The following is a 17,995-nucleotide window of genomic DNA, read 5'->3' on the forward strand; positions in this document are numbered from 1 at the left end:
GACCACAGGGGAGAAGGGTGCCGTTCGGCGCATCGCGCGGGGTGTGCCGTCAGTTCTCGCCTTCCCGCTCCGCCAGGAACTTCTCGAACTCGCGGCCGATCTCGTCCGCGGAGGGGATGTCCACCGGTTCGGCGAGCATGTTGCCGCGGGTCTCGGCACCGGCGACCGCGTCGTACTGGTGCTCCAGACCTTCGACGAGCGCGGTGAGGTCCTCGTCGCCCTCGCGGATCTGCCGGTCGATCTCCGTCTGGGTGCGGTGGGCGTCCGAGCGCAGGGCGTGGGCGATCCCGGGCAGGACCAGTCCGGTGGCCGCGGTGATGGCCTCGAGCACGGTGAGGGCCGCGTCCGGGTACGGCGAGCGGGCGATGTAGTGCGGGACGTGGGCGGCGACGCCCAGGACGTCGTGGCCGGCCTGGAGCAGGCGGTACTCGACGAGGGACTCGGCGCTGCCGGGCACCTGGGCCTCCTCGAAGGGGCTGCGGTGGCCCGGGACGAGGTCGGTGCGGTTGCCGTGCGGGGTGAGGCCCACCGGGCGGGTGTGCGGGACGCCCATCGGGATGCCGTGGAAGTTCACGGACAGGCGGACGCCGAGGCGCTCCACGATCTGCCGTACGGCGGCGGCGAAGCGTTCCCACTCCACGTCCGGCTCGGGTCCGGACAGCAGCAGGAAGGGCGCGCCGGTCGCGTCCTGGACGAGCCGCACCTCGATGGCGGGGTCCTCGTAGTCGCTCCAGCGGTCGCGCTTGAAGGTCAGCAGGGGGCGACGGGCGCGGTAGTCCACGAGCCGGTCGTGGTCGAAGCGGGCCACGAGCTGGTTCGGCAGTGAGTCGAGCAGCCGGTCGACGATCTGGTCGCCGGTCTCGCCCGCGTCGATGTACCCGTCGAAGTGGTAGAGCATGACAAGTCCGGCCGACTCCTGGGCGAGCGCCATGTCGACGACGGCCAGGCCCTTCGGCTCCCATGCGTACAAATCCTGGGGATCAAGCACAGTGACCGCTCCTCCTCGTGTTCACCGTCCACAACGCCGTTGCGGGCAGGGGCATTCCCGGAGGAGCAGATTCATGATCTTCTCGGCGGCGACGGCCCGCGCACGGCAGCGCCCGGACCTGCCCCCGGCAACACCGAGGGGCCGTACCTCGGAAGGTACGGCCCCTCGGCTATCGGCTATGCCTCAGCGGCGAGCGTTCAGCTCTGCCCGCCGGCCAGCTTCTCGCGAAGCGCGGCCAGCGCCTCGTCCGAGGCCAGCGCACCGGAGTTGTCCGGGCCCTCGGAGGAGTACGAACCGCCACCGGACGCGGCCGGAGCGGCAGCCTCGCCACCCTCGGCAGCGGCCTTCTCGTCCGCCTCGCGGGACTTGATGACCTGCGCCTGGTGCTGCTCGAAGCGCTGCTGCGCCTCGGCGTACTGGGTCTCCCACGCCTCGCGCTGGGTCTCGTAGCCCTCGAGCCAGTCGTTGGTCTCGGGGTCGAAGCCCTCGGGGTAGATGTAGTTGCCCTGGTCGTCGTAGGACGCGGCCATGCCGTACAGGGTCGGGTCGAACTCGACCGCCGACGGGTCGGCACCGAAGGACTCGTTGGCCTGCTTCAGCGAGAGGCTGATGCGACGGCGCTCGAGGTCGATGTCGATGACCTTGACGAAGATCTCGTCGTTGACCTGGACGACCTGCTCCGGGATCTCCACGTGGCGCTCGGCCAGCTCGGAGATGTGGACCAGACCCTCGATGCCCTCGTCCACGCGGACGAACGCACCGAACGGAACCAGCTTCGTGACCTTGCCGGGCACGACCTGGCCGATCTGGTGGGTGCGGGCGAACTGCTGCCACGGGTCTTCCTGGGTCGCCTTCAGCGACAGGGAGACACGCTCGCGGTCCATGTCGACGTCGAGGACCTCGACGGTGACTTCCTGGCCGACCTCGACAACCTCGGAGGGGTGGTCGATGTGCTTCCAGGAGAGCTCGGAGACGTGGACCAGACCGTCGACGCCACCCAGGTCCACGAAGGCACCGAAGTTGACGATCGAGGAGACGACGCCGGAACGGACCTGACCCTTCTGGAGGGTGGTGAGGAACGTCTGGCGGACCTCGGACTGGGTCTGCTCCAGCCAGGCACGGCGGGACAGGACCACGTTGTTGCGGTTCTTGTCCAGCTCGATGATCTTGGCCTCGAGCTCCTTGCCCACGTAGGGCTGGAGGTCGCGGACGCGGCGCATCTCGACCAGGGAGGCCGGGAGGAAGCCACGGAGGCCGATGTCGAGGATGAGACCACCCTTGACGACCTCGATGACGGTACCGGTGACGATCCCGTCCTCTTCCTTGATCTTCTCGATGGTGCCCCAGGCACGCTCGTACTGGGCGCGCTTCTTCGAGAGGATCAGGCGGCCTTCCTTGTCCTCCTTCTGGAGGACGAGGGCCTCGATCTCGTCACCGACGGCGACGACCTCGTTGGGGTCGACGTCGTGCTTGATCGAGAGCTCGCGGCTCGGGATCACGCCTTCGGTCTTGTAACCGATGTCGAGCAGGACCTCGTCCCGGTCGACCTTCACGATGACGCCGTCGACGATGTCGCCGTCGTTGAAGTACTTGATCGTCTCGTCGATCGCGGCGAGGAAGGCTTCCTCGTTACCGATGTCGTTGACCGCTACCTGCGGGGTGGTGGCGGTGGTCTCGGTGCTGCTCGTCATGTGGGAAAGGGCTCCGGTACGGACATTGAAGTCGTAGGTACTGCTACGCCGGGAGCCCGTTTCGCTCTGCAGAAGCCGGACAGCCAAGGAAGCGCCACACAAGAACGGTGGCGCCTCGACAACCGAGGGGACATACATACAGATGCGAGCGCAGCCTGCTACGTCTGAGGTGCGCAGGCCCGCAGCGCAACTTGTAGCATACGGGGGCAGCCGGGCAGGGTCAATGCGCGAAGCCGCCCACCGGGGGCGGAACGGCGCATACCCGGCACAATTCGTGTCGTGCGAGGCCACGCAGGGGGCATGAAGCCCCCTTTTGCGACGTCGCCGGGACCGGCTGGACGGAAGAGTACGACGAGGGAGCCGATCATCCAAGAGCCCGAAGCGTCCGAACCCGAGGCCACCCGCCGCGCCGCCGGGGCCTCGGAGAGCTCCCGCGCCAATCGCGGCTGGTGGGACCGGAACGCGGACGAGTACCAGGTCGAGCACGGCACCTTCCTCGGCGACGACCGCTTCGTCTGGGGCCCCGAGGGGCTGGACGAGGTCGAGGCCGAGCTGCTGGGCCCGCCCGAGGAGCTGAAGGGCCGCGACGTCCTGGAGATCGGCGCCGGCGCCGCCCAGTGCTCGCGCTGGCTGGCCGCCCAGGGGGCGCGCCCGGTGGCCCTGGACATCTCGCACCGGCAGCTCCAGCACGCCCTGCGCATCGGCGGCTCCTTCCCGCTGGTGTGCGCGGACGCCGGTGCCCTGCCCTTCGCGGACGGCTCCTTCGACCTGGTCTGCTCGGCGTACGGGGCGCTGCCCTTCGTCGCCGATCCGCGCCAGGTGCTGCGGGAGGTGCGCCGGGTGCTGCGCCCGGGGGGCCGTCTCGTCTTCTCGGTGACGCACCCGATCCGCTGGGCGTTCCCGGACGAGCCGGGGCCCGAGGGGCTGACCGTCTCGGCGTCGTACTTCGACCGCACGCCCTACGTCGAACAGGACGAGGAGGGCCGGGCCGTCTACGTGGAGCACCACCGCACCCTCGGCGACCGCGTCCGGGACGTCGTGGCGTCGGGCTTCCGCCTGGTCGATCTGGTGGAGCCGGAGTGGCCGGCGTGGAACACCTCCGAGTGGGGCGGCTGGTCGCCCCTGCGCGGCAACCTGATCCCCGGAACGGCCGTCTTCGTCTGCGAGCGCGGCTGACCCGGCGCGGGCGGGGACGGACCCACCCGCGCGTGGGAGGCGCCTCGCCGGGCGTACGACACTGAGGGCGTGATCCGCTACGACGCCCTGGACGCCCTGCCCGTACGCGGTGCGCTGCCCGCCCTGGACGACGCGCTGGAGGGGCACGGCACCGCCGTGCTCGTCGCGCCGCCCGGCACCGGCAAGACCACCCTCGTGCCCCTCGTCCTGGCCGGGCTGGTCGGGGACGGGCCGCGGCGCCGGGTCGTCGTGGCGGAGCCGCGGCGGATCGCGGCCCGGGCGGCGGCGCGGCGGATGGCGTGGCTGCTGGGCGAGAGGACCGGCGAGAGCGTCGGCTTCACCGTGCGCGGTGAGCGGGTCGTCGGGCGGCACACGCGCGTGGAGGTCGTCACGACCGGTGTGCTGGTGCAGCGGTTGCAGCGCGACCAGGAGCTGGCCGGTACCGACGTGGTGGTCCTCGACGAGTGCCACGAGCGGCACCTGGACGCGGACACGGCGGCGGCGTTCCTGTGGGACGTGCGCCAGACGCTGCGGCCGGAGCTGCGGCTGGTGGCGGCCTCGGCGACGACCGACGCGCAGGGCTGGGCCGCGCTGCTGGGCGGGGCGCCGGTGGTGGAGGCGCAGGGCGCGGCGCATCCGTTGGAGGTGGTGTGGGCGCCGCCGGCCCGACCGGTCCGGCCGCCGCACGGGACGCGGGTCGATCCGGCGCTGCTCGCGCACGTGGCGGCCGTGGTGCGGCGGGCGCTGGCCGAACGCGAGGGGGACGTCCTGTGCTTCCTGCCCGGCGTCGGCGAGATCGCCCGGGTCGCCGGGCAGCTCGGTGCGCCGGACGGGGTGGACGTGCTCCAGGTGCACGGCCGGGCGCCGGCCGCGGTCCAGGACGCGGTGCTGGTGCCCGGGGCGCGCCGGCGCGTGGTGCTGGCGACGTCCGTGGCCGAGTCGTCCCTGACGGTGCCGGGCGTGCGGGTCGTCGTGGACTCGGGTCTGGCGCGGGAGCCGCGGGTGGACCACGCGCGCGGGCTGAGCGCGCTGGCGACGGTGCGGGCGTCACGGGCGGCCGGGCGGCAGCGGGCGGGCCGGGCCGGTCGTGAGGCGCCGGGGACGGTGTACCGGTGCTGGGCGGAGGCGGAGGACGCCCGTCTGCCGCGCTTCCCGGCTCCGGAGATCAAGGTGGCCGACCTGACGGCGTTCGCGTTGCAGGTGGCGTGCTGGGGGGATCCGGACGCCTCGGGGCTGGCGCTGCTGGATCCACCGCCTTCCGGGGCCATGGCGGCGGCACGGGACGTGCTGGAGGCCGTGGGGGCCTTGGACCACGAGGGGCGTGCGACCGAGCGCGGGGCCGCGCTGGCCCGGCTGGGGCTGCATCCCCGGCTGGGGAGGGCGTTGCTCGACTCCGTGCCGCTGGTGGGGGCCGAGCGGGCCGCTGAAGTGGTCGCGCTGCTCAGTGAGGAGACCCCGCGGGAGTACGGCGACGACCTGGCCGGTGCCCTGCGCCGTGCCCGGCGCGGCGGGGACGCCTACGCCGCGCGGTGGCGCGCCGAGGTGCGGCGGTTGCGGGCGGTCGGCTCCGGGCTGTCCGGCTCCTCCGCGGCCGGGGCGTGGCAGGGGCTGTCCGAGGAGCGGCAGGTGGGGCTGGTGGCCGCCCTCGCCTTTCCCGAGCGGGTCGCGCGGGCGGACGGCGGGTCGTACCTCATGGTCTCCGGCACCCGCGCCGAGGCCGGTGACGCGAGCGCCCTGCGCGGGGCGCCCTGGATCGCCGTGGCGGTCGCGGACCGGCCTGTCGGGAAGGGCCACGCGCGCGTGCAGCTGGGGGCCGTCGTCGACGAGGAGACGGCCCGGCTCGCGGCGGGCGCGCTGCACGGGGAGCGGGACGAGGTGCGCTGGGACGGCGGGGACGTCGTCGCGCGGCGGGTGGAGCGGCTCGGGGCGGTGGAGCTGACGGTGCGGGCGCTGAGGGACGCCGATCCCGGGCTCGTGCGCGAGGCGCTGCTCGACGGGCTGCGGCGGGACGGACTGGGACTGCTGCGCTGGCCGGCGGAGGCCGTCGTCCTGCGGCAGCGGCTGGCGTTCCTGCGGCTGCACCTCGGGGAGCCCTGGCCGGACGTGTCGGACGCGTCGCTCCACGCGCGCGTGGACGAGTGGCTGGAGCCCGAGCTGAGCCGCGCACGGCGGCGGGCGGATCTGGCGCGGATCGACGCCGGGGAGGCGCTCGCCCGGCTGCTGCCGTGGGCTTCCGGGGAGGCCGGGCGGCTCGACGAGCTGGCCCCGGAGCGGATGACGGTGCCCAGCGGGTCGCGGATCCGGATCGACTACGCGCGGCCGGAGCAGCCGGTGCTGGCGGTGAAGCTGCAGGAGATGTTCGGGCTGCAGGAGTCGCCCCGGATCGCCGGGGTGCCGCTGTTGGTGCACCTGCTCTCCCCGGCGGGGCGCCCGGCGGCCGTGACCGCCGACCTCGCCTCCTTCTGGCGGGACGGCTACCGGGGGGTGCGGGCGGAGCTGCGGGGGCGGTATCCGAAGCATCCGTGGCCCGAGGACCCGGCCGGGGCGGAACCGACCCGGCACACCAGCGCGCGGCAGAGGCGCTGACGGGACGGCGCCCTCCCCCACCGGCCCAGCGGAAGGCGCACGACGACGCCCCTCCCGGTCGGGGAGGGGCGTCGTGCCGGTGCGTCAGGCGGCCGGTTCGGCCGAGGGGCTCGGTGCGCTCGTCCCGGCGGCCGCCACGGTCAGCTCGACGGTGAGGGTCGCGCCGCCCGCGGTGGTGACGCGCAGCAGGAACGTGCCGCTGGTGTCGTCCGCGTAGAGCTTCGGCAGCGTCAGCAGGCCCTTCGCGTCGGTCTTCAGGCCCGCCAGGGTGCGCACGGGCTTGCCGTCGGCGCCCTTGAAGTAGGGGCCCTTGTCGTTGGCGGCGGCGTCCTGCGCCGACTTGACGAGCGTGGCCGTGGCCGCGACGCCGTCGGCGACGGCGCCGCCGTAGGTCGCCTTCACCTGCACCGGGTTCGCGAACTCCCCGCCGGGGGCGCAGGTCAGGGCCGCGTCGCCGGTCCGGGTGAGCTTGTCGGCGGCGCGCTCGGTGACGGTGGCCTTGTAGTCGAGGCCCGCGACCGTGCGGCCCACGACGGTGGCCCGGACGGTGACGGTGCCGGTCTTCTCCCCTGCCTTCAGGACGGGGGCGACCGCGACTCCGGAGCTGTTCGTGGAGACCGTGGCGACGCTCTCACCGCCGGTGAAGGTCGTGTCCGTGTCGCCGAGGATCGTGAACCGGACCCGGACCTTGCCGACGGCCTTGCCGGCCTCGGTCTCGGCGCGGGTGCTGATCCGCTGCGCGAACGCGTCGCCGGCCATGGCGGTGAGCTTCGCCGTGCCGGCGTTCTCGAGGTGGTGCACCGTGTCGGTGGGCGTGGGGGGCGTCGTGGGCGGGGTGCTCGGGTCGCCGGTGCCGGGCGGTGTGGTGGGCGGCTTCGGCGTGGTCGTACCGCCGCCCGGCTTGCCCGGCTTGCTCGGGCCCGGTCCGGGATCGGGCTTGGACGTGGCCGGTGGCTTGGTGGCACCCGGGGTGCCGGGAGCGCTCGGGACGGTGGGCGTGCTCGGGCTCGTACGGCCGGTGCCCGCCCCGGCGCCGCCGTCGCTGCGGTTGCCGGGCAGCGTGCCCGTGCCGTCGGGGACCTCGTGGGCGCCCTTGCGGTAGTAGTCCAGCCACCTCATCACGAGGTTGAGGTACTCGCGCGAGTTGTTGTAGCTGAGGATCGCCCGGTCGAGGTCGCCCTGGTCGGACAGGTCCCAGTCGTTGCGGCACAGGTAGTGGCCCGCGGCGAGCGCGGCGTCGTAGACGTTGTTGGGGTCCTTCTTGCCGTCGCCGTTGCCGTCGCGGCCCGCCCAGGCCCAGGTGGACGGGATGAACTGCATGGGGCCGACGGCCTGGTCGTAGGAGCTGTTGCCGTCGTAGGCGCCGTTGTCGGTGTCCTTGATGAGGGCGAAGCCGTTGCCGTCGAGCTGGGGGCCGAGGATCCGCCCGAGCGTGGTGCCTTCGGCGTCCACGCGGCCGCCGCGGGCCTGGCCGGACTCCACCCGGCCGATGGCGGCGAGCAGTTGCCAGGGCAGGTTGCAGCCCGGCTTCTTCTCGCGCAGGGCCGCCTCGGCCTTCTTGTAGGCGTCGAGGACGGTCGCGGGGATCCCGGATTCGGTGCCGCCCTGCGCGATCGGCCCGGTTCCCGTGGTGGGCGACGGGTTGGGGCTCTTGAGCGGTGGCAGGTCCGTGTAGTACGGGGAGTTGCCGGTGGCGCTGTCGTCGGAGGCGGTGGCCTCCGGTGAGGGAATGGCGTCCGCGGCGGTCTGTCTGCCGTGGTCGTTGACGCCCGGAGCCTGGGAAGCGGACAGAGCCGCGACCGCTGCCGCGGCCACGGCGGTGGTTGCCGCTCCCTTGCGCAGCCTCCTGCCGAAATGCGCCGCCATAGAGTGAACCCCTCCCGTGGACGCCGTGACGTCCGATCTCCGCCTGCAGTGTTCGCCCTGTTGTGACGATCGGGCCGCCCGAGTGGTTGCCCTCGGACGGTCACCTCTCTGTTCTCTTGCGCGTTCTGCGGTCCCTCGCGTGCCCTGCGTGCGCCGTCCCCGTGCGGTGTGCAGCGCGCCGGCGCGGCGACTCTGGCGACCCTACGACAACTTCGTTTCCCCGGGCACCCGTTCGTGACCGGTCTTCACCGATCGGCCATGTGGAATCGTGACGGTCCGGCACGGCGGCGTCCCGCACACCGGACCGCCGGCTGCCGGGCCCGTCACCGGGCTGCCCGACCACCTGCGCAAGGAGCCGAGTTGCCGTTCACGCTGAGCCATGCGGCCGCCGTACTGCCCGCCGTCCGCAGCGACGGGACGGGCCGGGGCCGGCTGGTGCCGGCCGCTCTAGTGGCGGGGTCCTTCGCGCCCGACATGACCTACTACGCGGCGAGTGTGCTGTCCGGAGCGATGGAGTTCGGTGACGTCACGCACGGCCTGCCGGGGGTGTTCACGGTCGACGTGCTCATCGCCTGGGCGCTGGTGGGGTTGTGGCTGTTCGTGAGGGAGCCGCTGGTGGCGCTGCTGCCGCGCGGGCGGCAGGGGCGGGTGGCCGCCCTGCTGCGGTGCGGGGTCCCGCGCGCCCGGGTGCGGCCGTCGCTGGTGGCGCGGTGGTACGTGTCCGCCGTGCTCGGGGCGCTGACGCACGTCGTGTGGGACGCGTTCACGCATCTCGACCGGTGGGGCATGCGGCTGTTCCCGGTGCTCGGCCGGGAGGTGGCGGGCTCACCGCTGTACTGGTACCTGCAGTACGGCGGTTCGGCCCTGGCCGCCGCCGTGCTCGCCGTGTTCGTCGTACGGGCGCTGCGGCGGGTGCCGGGTGGGGAGCCGGTCGGGGTGCCGGTGCTGTCGGGGCCGGACCGGTGGGCGGCCGCCGCCGTGATCGGCGGTGTCGCGCTGGCGGGGGCGGTGCAGCGCGCGTCGCGCTGGTGGGCGTACTGGGGGGCCATGGCCAAGCCGTGGGAGCTCATCCCGACGGTGTGCTTCGGCGCGGGCGCGGGACTCGCGGTGGCACTGCCGCTGTACGCCGCGGGGGTCAGGCTGTGGCGTCCGGCTCCGGTCCTTGCGGATCCTGCCCGCGACGCCGGTACGGAGCCGAGCCGTCCGGCAGCTCCCCCGGCGGGCCGCCGGGTGTCGTGATGTACACGGTGATGGTGGTGGTGTGCGCCGGGCGGGGCCGCGGAAACAGCGTGAGCACGTACGTGAGGTAGTCCCGGGCCCGCCGGGTCCAGGGCCGGGCGAGCCCGCCCCGGGCCGAGTGTCGCGCTGCGGCAGAAGCGCCGCCCGGGCCGGTCACGCCGTGTGGCGCGACGGTGGCCGGCCGGTCGCACGCGGGGCCGGTCAGACCGAGCGCCGCGGTCAGGTCCCCCTGGTCGGTGAGACCGAGGGCTGCGGGCAGGTCGGCCGGGTCGTCGAGACCTAGCAGGGCGGCCAGGTCGCGGGGACCGGTGATGCCCGGGGTGGTGGCGGGGGCGCCGGCACGGGCCGGGTCGGCGGATGGCCCGCCCGGGGCGAGGCGCCGCCGCAGGCCCGCCGTCGCCTCGCTCAGGGCTGCGGTGAGGGTGAAGGGAACACGGACCGTACTCGCGGCGGCCTCGAACGCCGGAACCGACGCGTGCGCCGTGCCGGCTGCCGTGCGGCTGAGGAGCGTGCGTATACCCATGCCCCGCATCCTGACCACGCTCGGAGCCGGGGGCGTCTTGTCGGGGTCCACGCGAGTGACGTGGCGGGGCGGGACCGCGGAGGGCGACGAGGGGTTGGGGACGCCTTGCCGGGAGCCACGCGGGTGACGGGGCAGGGGTGCGCCAGGGGAGCGAGCGGCTTTGGGCGCCTTGCCGGGGTCCCGCCGGGTGACTGGGCGGGTGGGGTGCGCGAGGGCAACGAGCGGCTGTGGGAGCCTCGCCGGGTGCCGAGCCCACGCGGATGACTGGGCGGGTGGGATGCGCCAGGGCAGCGAGCAGCTCCGGGCGCCTCACCGGGTCCCGCCGGGTGACTGGGCGGGTGGGGTGCGCGAGGGCAACGAGCGGCTCCGGGCGCCTCACCGGGTCCCGCCGGGTGACTGGACGGGCGGGGTGCGCGAGGGCAACGAGCGGCTTTGGGAGCCTCGCCGGGTGCCGGGCCCACGCGGATGACTGGACGGGAGGCGTGCGCCAGGGGAGCGAGCAGCTCCGGGCGCCTCACCGAGGTCCCGCCGGGTGACTGGACGGGCGGGGTGCGCGAGGGCAGCGAACGGCTTTCGGAGCCTCGCCAGGTGCCGGGCCCACGCGGATGACTGGACGGGAGGCGTGCGCCAGGGGAGCGAGCAGCTCCGGGCGCCTCACCGGGTCCCGCCGGGTGACTGGGCGGGTGGGGTGCGCGAGGGCAGCGAGCGGCTTTGGGAGCCTCGCCGGGTGACGGGTCCACGCGGATGACTGGACCGGAGGCGTGCGCCAGGGGAGCGAGCGGCTTTGGGTGCCTTGCCGGGGTCCCGCCGGGTGACTGGACGGGCGGGGTGCGCCAGGGCAGCGAGCGGCTTTGGGCACCTCGGAAGGGGGACGTCCGGCGGCCACTCGGGTTTCGGGGCAGTGAGGGAGCCGTCCGGTGGGCCCGGCCGGGCGGGAGGTCGTCCCGCCCGGCCCGGCGCAGCTCCGTGACGTCGTCCTCCCCGCGCCGCTAGTGGGCCGCCGACTCCCAGTCGGTGCCCGCTCCGACCGAGACGCCCAGCGGGACGCGCAGCTCCACGGCGTTGGACATCTCGCAGCGCACCAGTTCCTCCGCGGCCGCCCGCTCGCCCGGGGCGATCTCCAGGACGACTTCGTCGTGGACCTGGAGGAGCATGCGGGAGGACAGGCCCGCTTCCCGCAGGGCGTCGTCGACCTTGAGCATGGCGATCTTGACGATGTCCGCCGCCGTGCCCTGGATGGGCGCGTTGAGGGCCATCCGCTCGGCGGCCTCCCGGCGCTGGCGGTTGTCGCTGTTGAGGTCGGGCAGGTAGCGGCGGCGTCCGAACAGGGTCGCCGTGTAGCCCGTGGCCCGGGCCTCGTCGACCGCCCGGCGCAGGTAGTCCCGGACGCCGCCGAACCGCTCGAAGTAGGCGTCCATCAGGGCGCGGGCCTCCGCCGCCTCGATGTTCAGCTGCTGGGACAGGCCGAAGGCGGACAGACCGTAGGCCAGACCGTACGACATGGCCTTGATCTTGCGGCGCATCTCGGCGTCCACCGCGGTCGGCTCGACCGCGAAGACCTGGGAGGCCGCCGTGGTGTGCAGGTCCTCGCCGGAGGTGAACGCCTCGATCAGGCCCTCGTCCTCGGAGAGGTGGGCCATCACCCGCAGCTCGATCTGGCTGTAGTCGGCCGTCATCAGCGACTCGAAGCCCTCGCCGACGACGAAACCGCGGCGGATCGCCCGGCCCTCGTCCGTGCGGACCGGGATGTTCTGCAGGTTCGGGTCCGTCGAGGAGAGACGGCCCGTGGCGGCGACGGTCTGGTTGAACGTCGTGTGGATGCGGCCGTCCGCGGCGATCGTCTTGATCAGGCCCTCGACGGTGACACGGAGCTTGGCCTGCTCGCGGTGGCGCAGCATGATCACCGGAAGCTCGTTGTCCGTCTGGCCGGCGAGCCAGGCCAGGGCGTCGGCGTCCGTGGTGTAGCCGGTCTTGGTCCGCTTGGTCTTGGGCAGGGCCAGCTCGCCGAAGAGGACCTCCTGGAGCTGCTTGGGCGAGCCCAGGTTGAACTCGTGCCCGGCTGCCGCGTGGGCCTCCTTGACCGCCTGCTGGACCGCGCCGGCGAACATCTGCTCCATGGCCTCCAGGTGGGACCGGTCGGCCGCGATGCCGTGCCGCTCCATGCGGGCGAGCAGGGCCGACGTGGGCAGCTCCATGTCGCGCAGCAGGTCGGCGGCGCCGACCTCCTCCAGGCGGCCCTCGAAGGCCTCCCCGAGGTCGAGGACGGTACGGGCCTGGATCATCAGGGCCTCGGCCTCGGCGGCCTCGTCGGCGCCGAAGGCGAGCTGCCCGTCGGCCGAGGCGGCCGGGGTCAGCTCGCGGTGCAGGTACTCCAGGGAGAGCGCGTCCAGGTCGAAGGAGCGGCGGCCGGGCTTGACCAGGTACGCGGCGAGGGCCGTGTCCATGCGCACGCCCTCGACGCTCCAGCCGTGCTCGGCGAAGACGCGCATGGCGCCCTTGGCGTTGTGGAAGACCTTGGGCCGGCCGGCGTCGGCGAGCCAGGCGGCGAAGGCCCTCTCATCGGCCTCGTCCAGCTGGGAGGGGTCGAACCAGGCGGCGGCACCGCCCGGGGCGGCCAGCGCGACCTCGGCGACCGAGCCGGTGCCCAGCGCCCACGTGTCGACCGTGGCGACGCCGAGGGGCTCGGCGGCGTGCTCGGTGAGCCAGGCGGTCAGCTCCCCGGTGGCGATCACCGTGCCGTCCAGCTGCACGCCCTCCGTGCTGATCGGGGTGGCCTCGGCCTGCTCGCCGCCCGGATCGACGGCGAAGAGCCGCTCGCGCAGCGAGGGGTTCCTGATCTCCAGGGTGTCCAGCACCATCGCGACGGCCTTGCGGTCGTACGGGGCGCGCTCCAGCTCGGTGACGCCCTTGGGGAGCTCGACCCGGCGCTCCAGCTCGGTGAGGCGGCGGTTGAGCTTGACCGACTCCAGGTGGTCGCGCAGGTTCTGCCCGGCCTTGCCCTTGACCTCGTCGACGCGCTCGACGAGCTCGGCGAAGGAGCCGAACTGGTTGATCCACTTCGCGGCGGTCTTCTCACCGACCCCGGGGATGCCGGGGAGGTTGTCCGAGGGGTCGCCGCGCAGGGCCGCGAAGTCGGGGTACTGCGCGGGCGTCAGCCCGTACTTCTCGAACACCTTCTCCGGGGTGAAGCGGGTCAGCTCGGAGACGCCCTTGGTCGGGTACAGGACGGTCGTGTGCTCGCTGACGAGCTGGAAGGAGTCCCGGTCGCCGGTGACGATCAGGACCTCGAAGCCCTCGGCCTCGGCCTGGGTGGCGAGCGTGGCGATGACGTCGTCGGCCTCGAAACCGTCCACGGCGAAGCGCGCGGCGCCCATGGCGTCGAGCAGCTCGCAGATGAGGTCGACCTGGCCGCGGAACTCGTCCGGGGTCTTGGAGCGGTTCGCCTTGTACTCCGTGAACTCCTGGGAGCGCCAGGTCTTGCGGGAGACGTCGAAGGCGACGGCGAAGTGCGTGGGCGCCTCGTCGCGCAGGGTGTTGGCCAGCATCGACGCGAAGCCGTAGATCGCGTTCGTCGGCTGGCCCGTCGCGGTGGTGAAGTTCTCCGCGGGCAGCGCGAAGAACGCGCGGTAGGCCAGCGAGTGCCCGTCCATGAGCATCAGTCGCGGCCGGCTGCCGCCGGAGGTCTGGTCGGTCGTCTTCGATGCTGTCTCTGCCACGCCCCCGATCCTGCCACGCCCCACTGACACTCCGCCCCGCCCCGCTCCCGGCGCACGCGAACGGCCGCCGACCGGTCAGGCACCCCGGGGGGCCGGTGGCCCGGGCCGTCCGCGATCCCGCCCGGCCCCGTGCCCTGTCACCCCCGCGTGCGAGGATCGGAGACGTACCTCACAGCGCAGTGGAAGGGGAGCGGGCGATGGCCTCCAAGCCGCCCAAGAGTGATCCGGTTCAGGACGCGCCGCAGGTCGCCGGGCCGCAGCACGCGGCGGCCGGGCTCCCCGCGATCGGGCACACCCTGCGCATGGCGCAGCGGCAGATGGGCGTCAGGCGCACCGCGCTGACCCTGCTGAGCGTGAACCAGAAGGACGGCTTCGACTGCCCGGGCTGCGCCTGGCCGGAGCCGGAGCACCGGCACAAGGCGGAGTTCTGCGAGAACGGCGCGAAGGCCGTGGCCGAGGAGGCCACCCTGCGCCGGGTCACGCCCGAGTTCTTCGCCGCGCACCCGGTCGCCGACCTGGCCGGCCGCAGCGGCTACTGGCTGGGCCAGCAGGGCCGGCTCACCCACCCCGTGTACCTGCCCGAGGGCGGCACGCACTACGAGCCGGTCACCTGGGAGCGCGCCTTCGCCATCGTCGCGGAGGAGATCGCCGCCCTCGGCTCCCCGGACGAGGCCGTGTTCTACACGTCGGGCCGCACCAGCAACGAGGCCGCGTTCCTCTACCAGCTGTTCGCCCGCGAGCTCGGCACGAACAACCTGCCCGACTGCTCGAACATGTGCCACGAGTCGTCCGGCTCGGCCCTGTCGGAGACCATCGGCATCGGCAAGGGCAGCGTCCTGCTGGAGGACCTGTACCAGGCCGATCTGATCATCGTGGCCGGGCAGAACCCGGGCACGAACCACCCGCGCATGCTGTCGGCCCTGGAGAAGGCCAAGGCGGGCGGCGCGCGGGTCATCAGCGTCAACCCGCTGCCCGAGGCGGGTCTGGAGCGCTTCAAGAACCCGCAGACCGCGCAGGGCATGCTCAGGGGCGCCGCGCTCACCGACCTGTTCCTGCAGATCCGCATCGGCGGCGACCAGGCGCTGTTCCGCCTGCTCAACAAGCTGATTCTGGCGACGGAGGGCGCGGTCGACGAGCTGTTCGTGCGCGAGCACACGCACGGCTTCGCGGAGTTCGCCGAGGCCGCCCGCGCCGCCGACTGGGACGAGACGCTCGCGGCGACCGGCCTGACCCGGCAGGACATCGAGCAGGCCCTGGCGATGGTGCTGGCCTCGGAGCGGACCATCGTGTGCTGGGCGATGGGCCTCACGCAGCACAAGCACTCGGTCCCCACGATCCGCGAGATCGTCAACTTCCTCCTGCTGCGCGGCAACATCGGCAGGCCGGGCGCGGGCGTGTGCCCGGTGCGCGGCCACTCGAACGTGCAGGGCGACCGCACGATGGGCATCTTCGAGCGCCCCGCCCCGGCGTTCCTGGACGCCCTGGAGCGGGAGTTCGGCTTCGCTCCGCCGCGCCGGCACGGCTACGACGTCGTCCGGGCCATCCGCGCGCTGCGCGACGGCGAGGCGAAGGTGTTCTTCGCCATGGGCGGCAACTTCGTCTCCGCCTCGCCCGACACCGAGGTCACCGAGGCGGCCATGAGGCGGGCCCGGCTGACCGTGCACGTGTCGACGAAGCTGAACCGCTCGCACGCCGTCACGGGCGCGCGGGCCCTGATCCTGCCGACGCTGGGCCGTACGGAGCGCGACGTCCAGGGCGGCGGTGAGCAGTTCGTGACGGTCGAGGACTCGATGGGCATGGTGCACGCCTCCCGGGGCCGGCTGGAACCGGCGAGCCGGCACCTGCTGTCCGAGCCGGCCATCGTCTGCCGCCTGGCCCGCCGCGTGCTGGGCGAGAACAGCGCCACCCCGTGGGAGGAGTTCGAGAAGGACTACGCGACGATCCGGGACCGCATCGCCCGCGTGGTCCCCGGCTTCGCGGACTTCAACGCACGCGTGGCCCGCCCCGGCGGTTTCGCGCTCCCCCACGCCCCGCGCGACGAGCGCCGCTTCCCCACGGCCACCGGCAAGGCCAACTTCACGGCCGCGCCCGTGGAGTACCCCGAGCTGCCCGAGGGCCGGCTGCTGCTGCAGACCCTGCGCTCGCACGATCAGTACAACACCACGATCTACGGCCTCGACGACCGCTACCGGGGCATCCGGGGCGGCCGCCGGGTGGTGCTGGTCAACCCTGAGGACGCAAGGGCGCTGCGGCTGGCCGACGGCGCGTACGTGGACCTGGTGAGCGAGTGGCGCGACGGAGTGGAGCGCCGGGCGCCCGGCTTCCGCGTCGTGCACTATCCGACGGCCCGGGGCTGCGCCGCGGCCTACTACCCGGAGACCAACGTGCTCGTCCCGCTGGACGCCACTGCGGACGTCAGCAACACCCCGGCCAGCAAGTCCGTGGTGGTGCGTCTGGAACAATCGGCGACCGACTGAGCGTTCGCTCAGGCACAGTGGTCGAGTGACGAGGACGAACGGAGCCGGGCCCCATGGGTGAGCAGCAGCAAGTGAAGTTCCCGCAAGAGGTCGTCGACGAGTACGCAGCGCTCGGTGTGGACCTCCCGGCCCTGTTCTCCGCGGGCCACCTCGGGACCCGCATGGGCGTGCAGATCATCGAAGCCTCGGCGGAGCGGGTCGTGGGCACCATGCCGGTGGAGGGGAACACCCAGCCGTACGGGCTGCTGCACGGCGGGGCCTCCGCGGTGCTCGCCGAGACGCTCGGCTCGGTCGGTTCGATGCTGCACGGCGGCAGCTCCAAGATCGCGGTCGGCGTGGACCTGAACTGCACCCACCACCGCGGGGTCCGCTCCGGCCTGGTCACCGGCGTGGCCACGCCCGTGCACCGGGGCCGCTCCACCGCCACCTACGAGATCGTGATCAGCGACGGGGACGGCAAGCGGGTGTGCACCGCCCGGCTGACCTGCCTGCTGCGCGACGTGCGGCCCGCCGACGCGGAGATCGTCCGCGACGCCGGCTGACGACGTAGGGAAAACCCTGGCGGGGCGGCCGCGGCCTTGTCGCGGCCGCCCCGGCGCGCTTCACTGACGCTCCCCCCACAGGAGACGACCCGATCCACCGCAGAAGGGTTTCTCTTGAGCTCCGTACGCGCCCTCTCCGTCACCGCGGCGGCCTGCGCCACCGTCCTCGCCACCGCGCTGCCGTCCTCCGCCGTCAACTCCTACAACGCCACGCCCGCCCCGGAGCGCACCGAGGTCGGCGCGCTCGTGGCCACCTGGGACGACGACGGCGACCCCGCCACCCCCGACCGTGTGGACTGGGTCTGCTCCGGCACCATGATCGACGCGGACACCTTCCTCACCGCCGCGCACTGCACCTCGGACTGGCCCGACAACGTCCGCTTCCACGTCTCCCTGGACCAGGACGTGCAGGCCGGGCTCGACGCGGCGGCGCGCTCCCACCCCGGGGACCCCGCCGCGCAGGCCGCCGCCGTCGCCGTCCCGGGCACCGCGCACACGCACCCGGACTACCCGGGGCCCGCCTCCGACACCCACGACATCGCGGTGATCCAGCTCGACGCCGCCGCGGTCAAGGCCCGCTGGAGCTTCACCCCGGCCACCCTGCCCGGCGCGAACCAGCTCGGCCGGCTCGGCTCGCGGGGGCTGGACGCCGCCGGCTGGACCGTCGCCGGCTACGGCACCCAGGAGGCCGTCAACGGCCCCGGCGGCCAGACCCACCCCGGCGGCGGCGTCCGCATGAAGGCCCCGGTCTCCTTCAACGCCCTCAACGACTCCTGGGTGCGGCTGCAGATGACGGCGCCGCAGGGCAACGGAGGCGCCTGCTACGGCGATTCGGGCGGCCCCAACTTCGCCATGATCGGCGGCAAGCGCATCCTGGCCTCCACCACCATCACCGGGGACAGCCCCTGCTACGCCACCAACGTGACGTACCGCCTGGACACTCCCGGCGCCCGGGCCTTCCTGTCCCCGTTCGTGAAGCTGCCGTAGGCGACCTCAACAGCCGTCCGCAACAAGGCAGTTCCGCCTCCACCGGACGGCCGTCCGCCCCGCCGCTCGCCCTGCACGACGCGAGCCGGCGGGGCACCGGGGACCGACACGCGAGACACACCGGCCCCGATGGTCACTCGATCGACGCTCGATCAACACCCTTGACGAAACGGCCCGTTCGGGCGCAGCCAGGGTCAACCAGCG

Annotated in this window: 11 protein-coding genes; 6 read left to right on the plus strand and 5 right to left on the minus strand. The window is 73.4% G+C overall.

Translation table 11 applies throughout. The features are described from left to right. Window positions 1-49: 49 nt before the first annotated feature. Together ACH4C6_RS30925 and rpsA are read right to left on the minus strand one after the other, a co-directional pair. On the minus strand, window positions 50-988 hold the full coding sequence (locus tag ACH4C6_RS30925; protein ID WP_398111955.1) for a PAC2 family protein: 939 nt from the start codon (window positions 986-988) through the stop codon (window positions 50-52). A 197-nt stretch (window positions 989-1,185) separates the two neighbouring features. Next, on the minus strand, window positions 1,186-2,679 hold the full coding sequence (gene rpsA / locus ACH4C6_RS30930; RefSeq protein ID WP_366709539.1) for a 30S ribosomal protein S1: 1,494 nt from the start codon (window positions 2,677-2,679) through the stop codon (window positions 1,186-1,188). A 300-nt stretch (window positions 2,680-2,979) separates the two neighbouring features. On the opposite strand from rpsA, the gene ACH4C6_RS30935 reads away from it, so the two are divergent. Together ACH4C6_RS30935 and hrpB are read left to right on the plus strand one after the other, a co-directional pair. Beyond that, the gene (locus ACH4C6_RS30935) at window positions 2,980-3,855 is read left to right on the plus strand and encodes a class I SAM-dependent methyltransferase (RefSeq protein ID WP_398111956.1); all 876 of its coding nucleotides are present in this window, start codon (window positions 2,980-2,982) and stop codon (window positions 3,853-3,855) included. A gap of 69 nt (window positions 3,856-3,924) precedes the next feature. Then, on the plus strand, window positions 3,925-6,441 hold the full coding sequence (gene hrpB, locus ACH4C6_RS30940; protein WP_398111957.1) for an ATP-dependent helicase HrpB: 2,517 nt from the start codon (window positions 3,925-3,927) through the stop codon (window positions 6,439-6,441). 84 nt (window positions 6,442-6,525) lie between these two features. Here hrpB and ACH4C6_RS30945 read toward each other — a convergent pair whose 3' ends face one another. Then, a complete protein-coding gene (locus tag ACH4C6_RS30945; protein ID WP_398111958.1) occupies window positions 6,526-8,307 on the minus strand; it encodes a lytic transglycosylase domain-containing protein in 1,782 nt (593 codons plus the stop codon). Between the two features lie 360 nt (window positions 8,308-8,667). On the opposite strand from ACH4C6_RS30945, the gene ACH4C6_RS30950 reads away from it, so the two are divergent. Next, window positions 8,668-9,546: a DUF4184 family protein gene (locus tag ACH4C6_RS30950; protein WP_398111959.1), complete on the plus strand. Its 879-nt coding sequence runs from the start codon at window positions 8,668-8,670 to the stop codon at window positions 9,544-9,546. Here ACH4C6_RS30950 and ACH4C6_RS30955 read toward each other — a convergent pair. Both ACH4C6_RS30955 and polA read right to left on the minus strand, forming a co-directional pair. Next, window positions 9,443-10,069, minus strand: coding sequence for a hypothetical protein (locus tag ACH4C6_RS30955; protein WP_398111960.1), 627 nt, complete (start codon window positions 10,067-10,069; stop codon window positions 9,443-9,445). The genes ACH4C6_RS30950 and ACH4C6_RS30955 overlap by 104 nt on opposite strands. Window positions 10,070-11,058: 989 nt before the next feature. Beyond that, window positions 11,059-13,785 (minus strand): DNA polymerase I, encoded by a 2,727-nt coding sequence (gene polA, locus ACH4C6_RS30960; RefSeq protein ID WP_398111961.1) that lies wholly within the window; start codon window positions 13,783-13,785, stop codon window positions 11,059-11,061. A 197-nt stretch (window positions 13,786-13,982) separates the two neighbouring features. On the opposite strand from polA, the gene ACH4C6_RS30965 reads away from it, so the two are divergent. From ACH4C6_RS30965 to ACH4C6_RS30975, 3 genes are all read left to right on the plus strand, one after another. Continuing rightward, entirely contained in the window at window positions 13,983-16,262 is a 2,280-nt protein-coding gene (locus ACH4C6_RS30965; RefSeq protein WP_398111962.1) for an FdhF/YdeP family oxidoreductase, read from the plus strand. Window positions 16,263-16,315: 53 nt separating this feature from the next. Next, window positions 16,316-16,804 (plus strand): PaaI family thioesterase, encoded by a 489-nt coding sequence (locus ACH4C6_RS30970; protein WP_398111963.1) that lies wholly within the window; start codon window positions 16,316-16,318, stop codon window positions 16,802-16,804. Window positions 16,805-16,918: 114 nt separating this feature from the next. Then, complete coding sequence (locus ACH4C6_RS30975; RefSeq protein WP_398111964.1) at window positions 16,919-17,791, plus strand: trypsin-like serine protease; 873 nt, start codon at window positions 16,919-16,921, stop codon at window positions 17,789-17,791. Window positions 17,792-17,995: the final 204 nt, after the last annotated feature.

The sequence above is a fragment of the Streptomyces sp. NPDC017943 genome, from assembly GCF_044328425.1.
Taxonomy (GTDB): Bacteria; Actinomycetota; Actinomycetes; order Streptomycetales; family Streptomycetaceae; genus Streptomyces; species Streptomyces djakartensis_A.

Bases quoted from the DNA above. Each gene is read 5' to 3' on its own strand.
- rpsA (WP_366709539.1), bottom strand. From the start codon at position 2,679: ATGACGAGCAGCACCGAGACCACCGCCACCACCCCGCAGGTAGCGGTC.
- ACH4C6_RS30935 (WP_398111956.1), top strand. From the start codon at position 2,980: ATGAAGCCCCCTTTTGCGACGTCGCCGGGACCGGCTGGACGGAAGAGT.
- ACH4C6_RS30945 (WP_398111958.1), bottom strand. From the start codon at position 8,307: ATGGCGGCGCATTTCGGCAGGAGGCTGCGCAAGGGAGCGGCAACCACC.
- ACH4C6_RS30955 (WP_398111960.1), bottom strand. From the start codon at position 10,069: ATGGGTATACGCACGCTCCTCAGCCGCACGGCAGCCGGCACGGCGCAC.
- ACH4C6_RS30965 (WP_398111962.1), top strand. From the start codon at position 13,983: ATGGCCTCCAAGCCGCCCAAGAGTGATCCGGTTCAGGACGCGCCGCAG.
- ACH4C6_RS30970 (WP_398111963.1), top strand. From the start codon at position 16,316: ATGGGTGAGCAGCAGCAAGTGAAGTTCCCGCAAGAGGTCGTCGACGAG.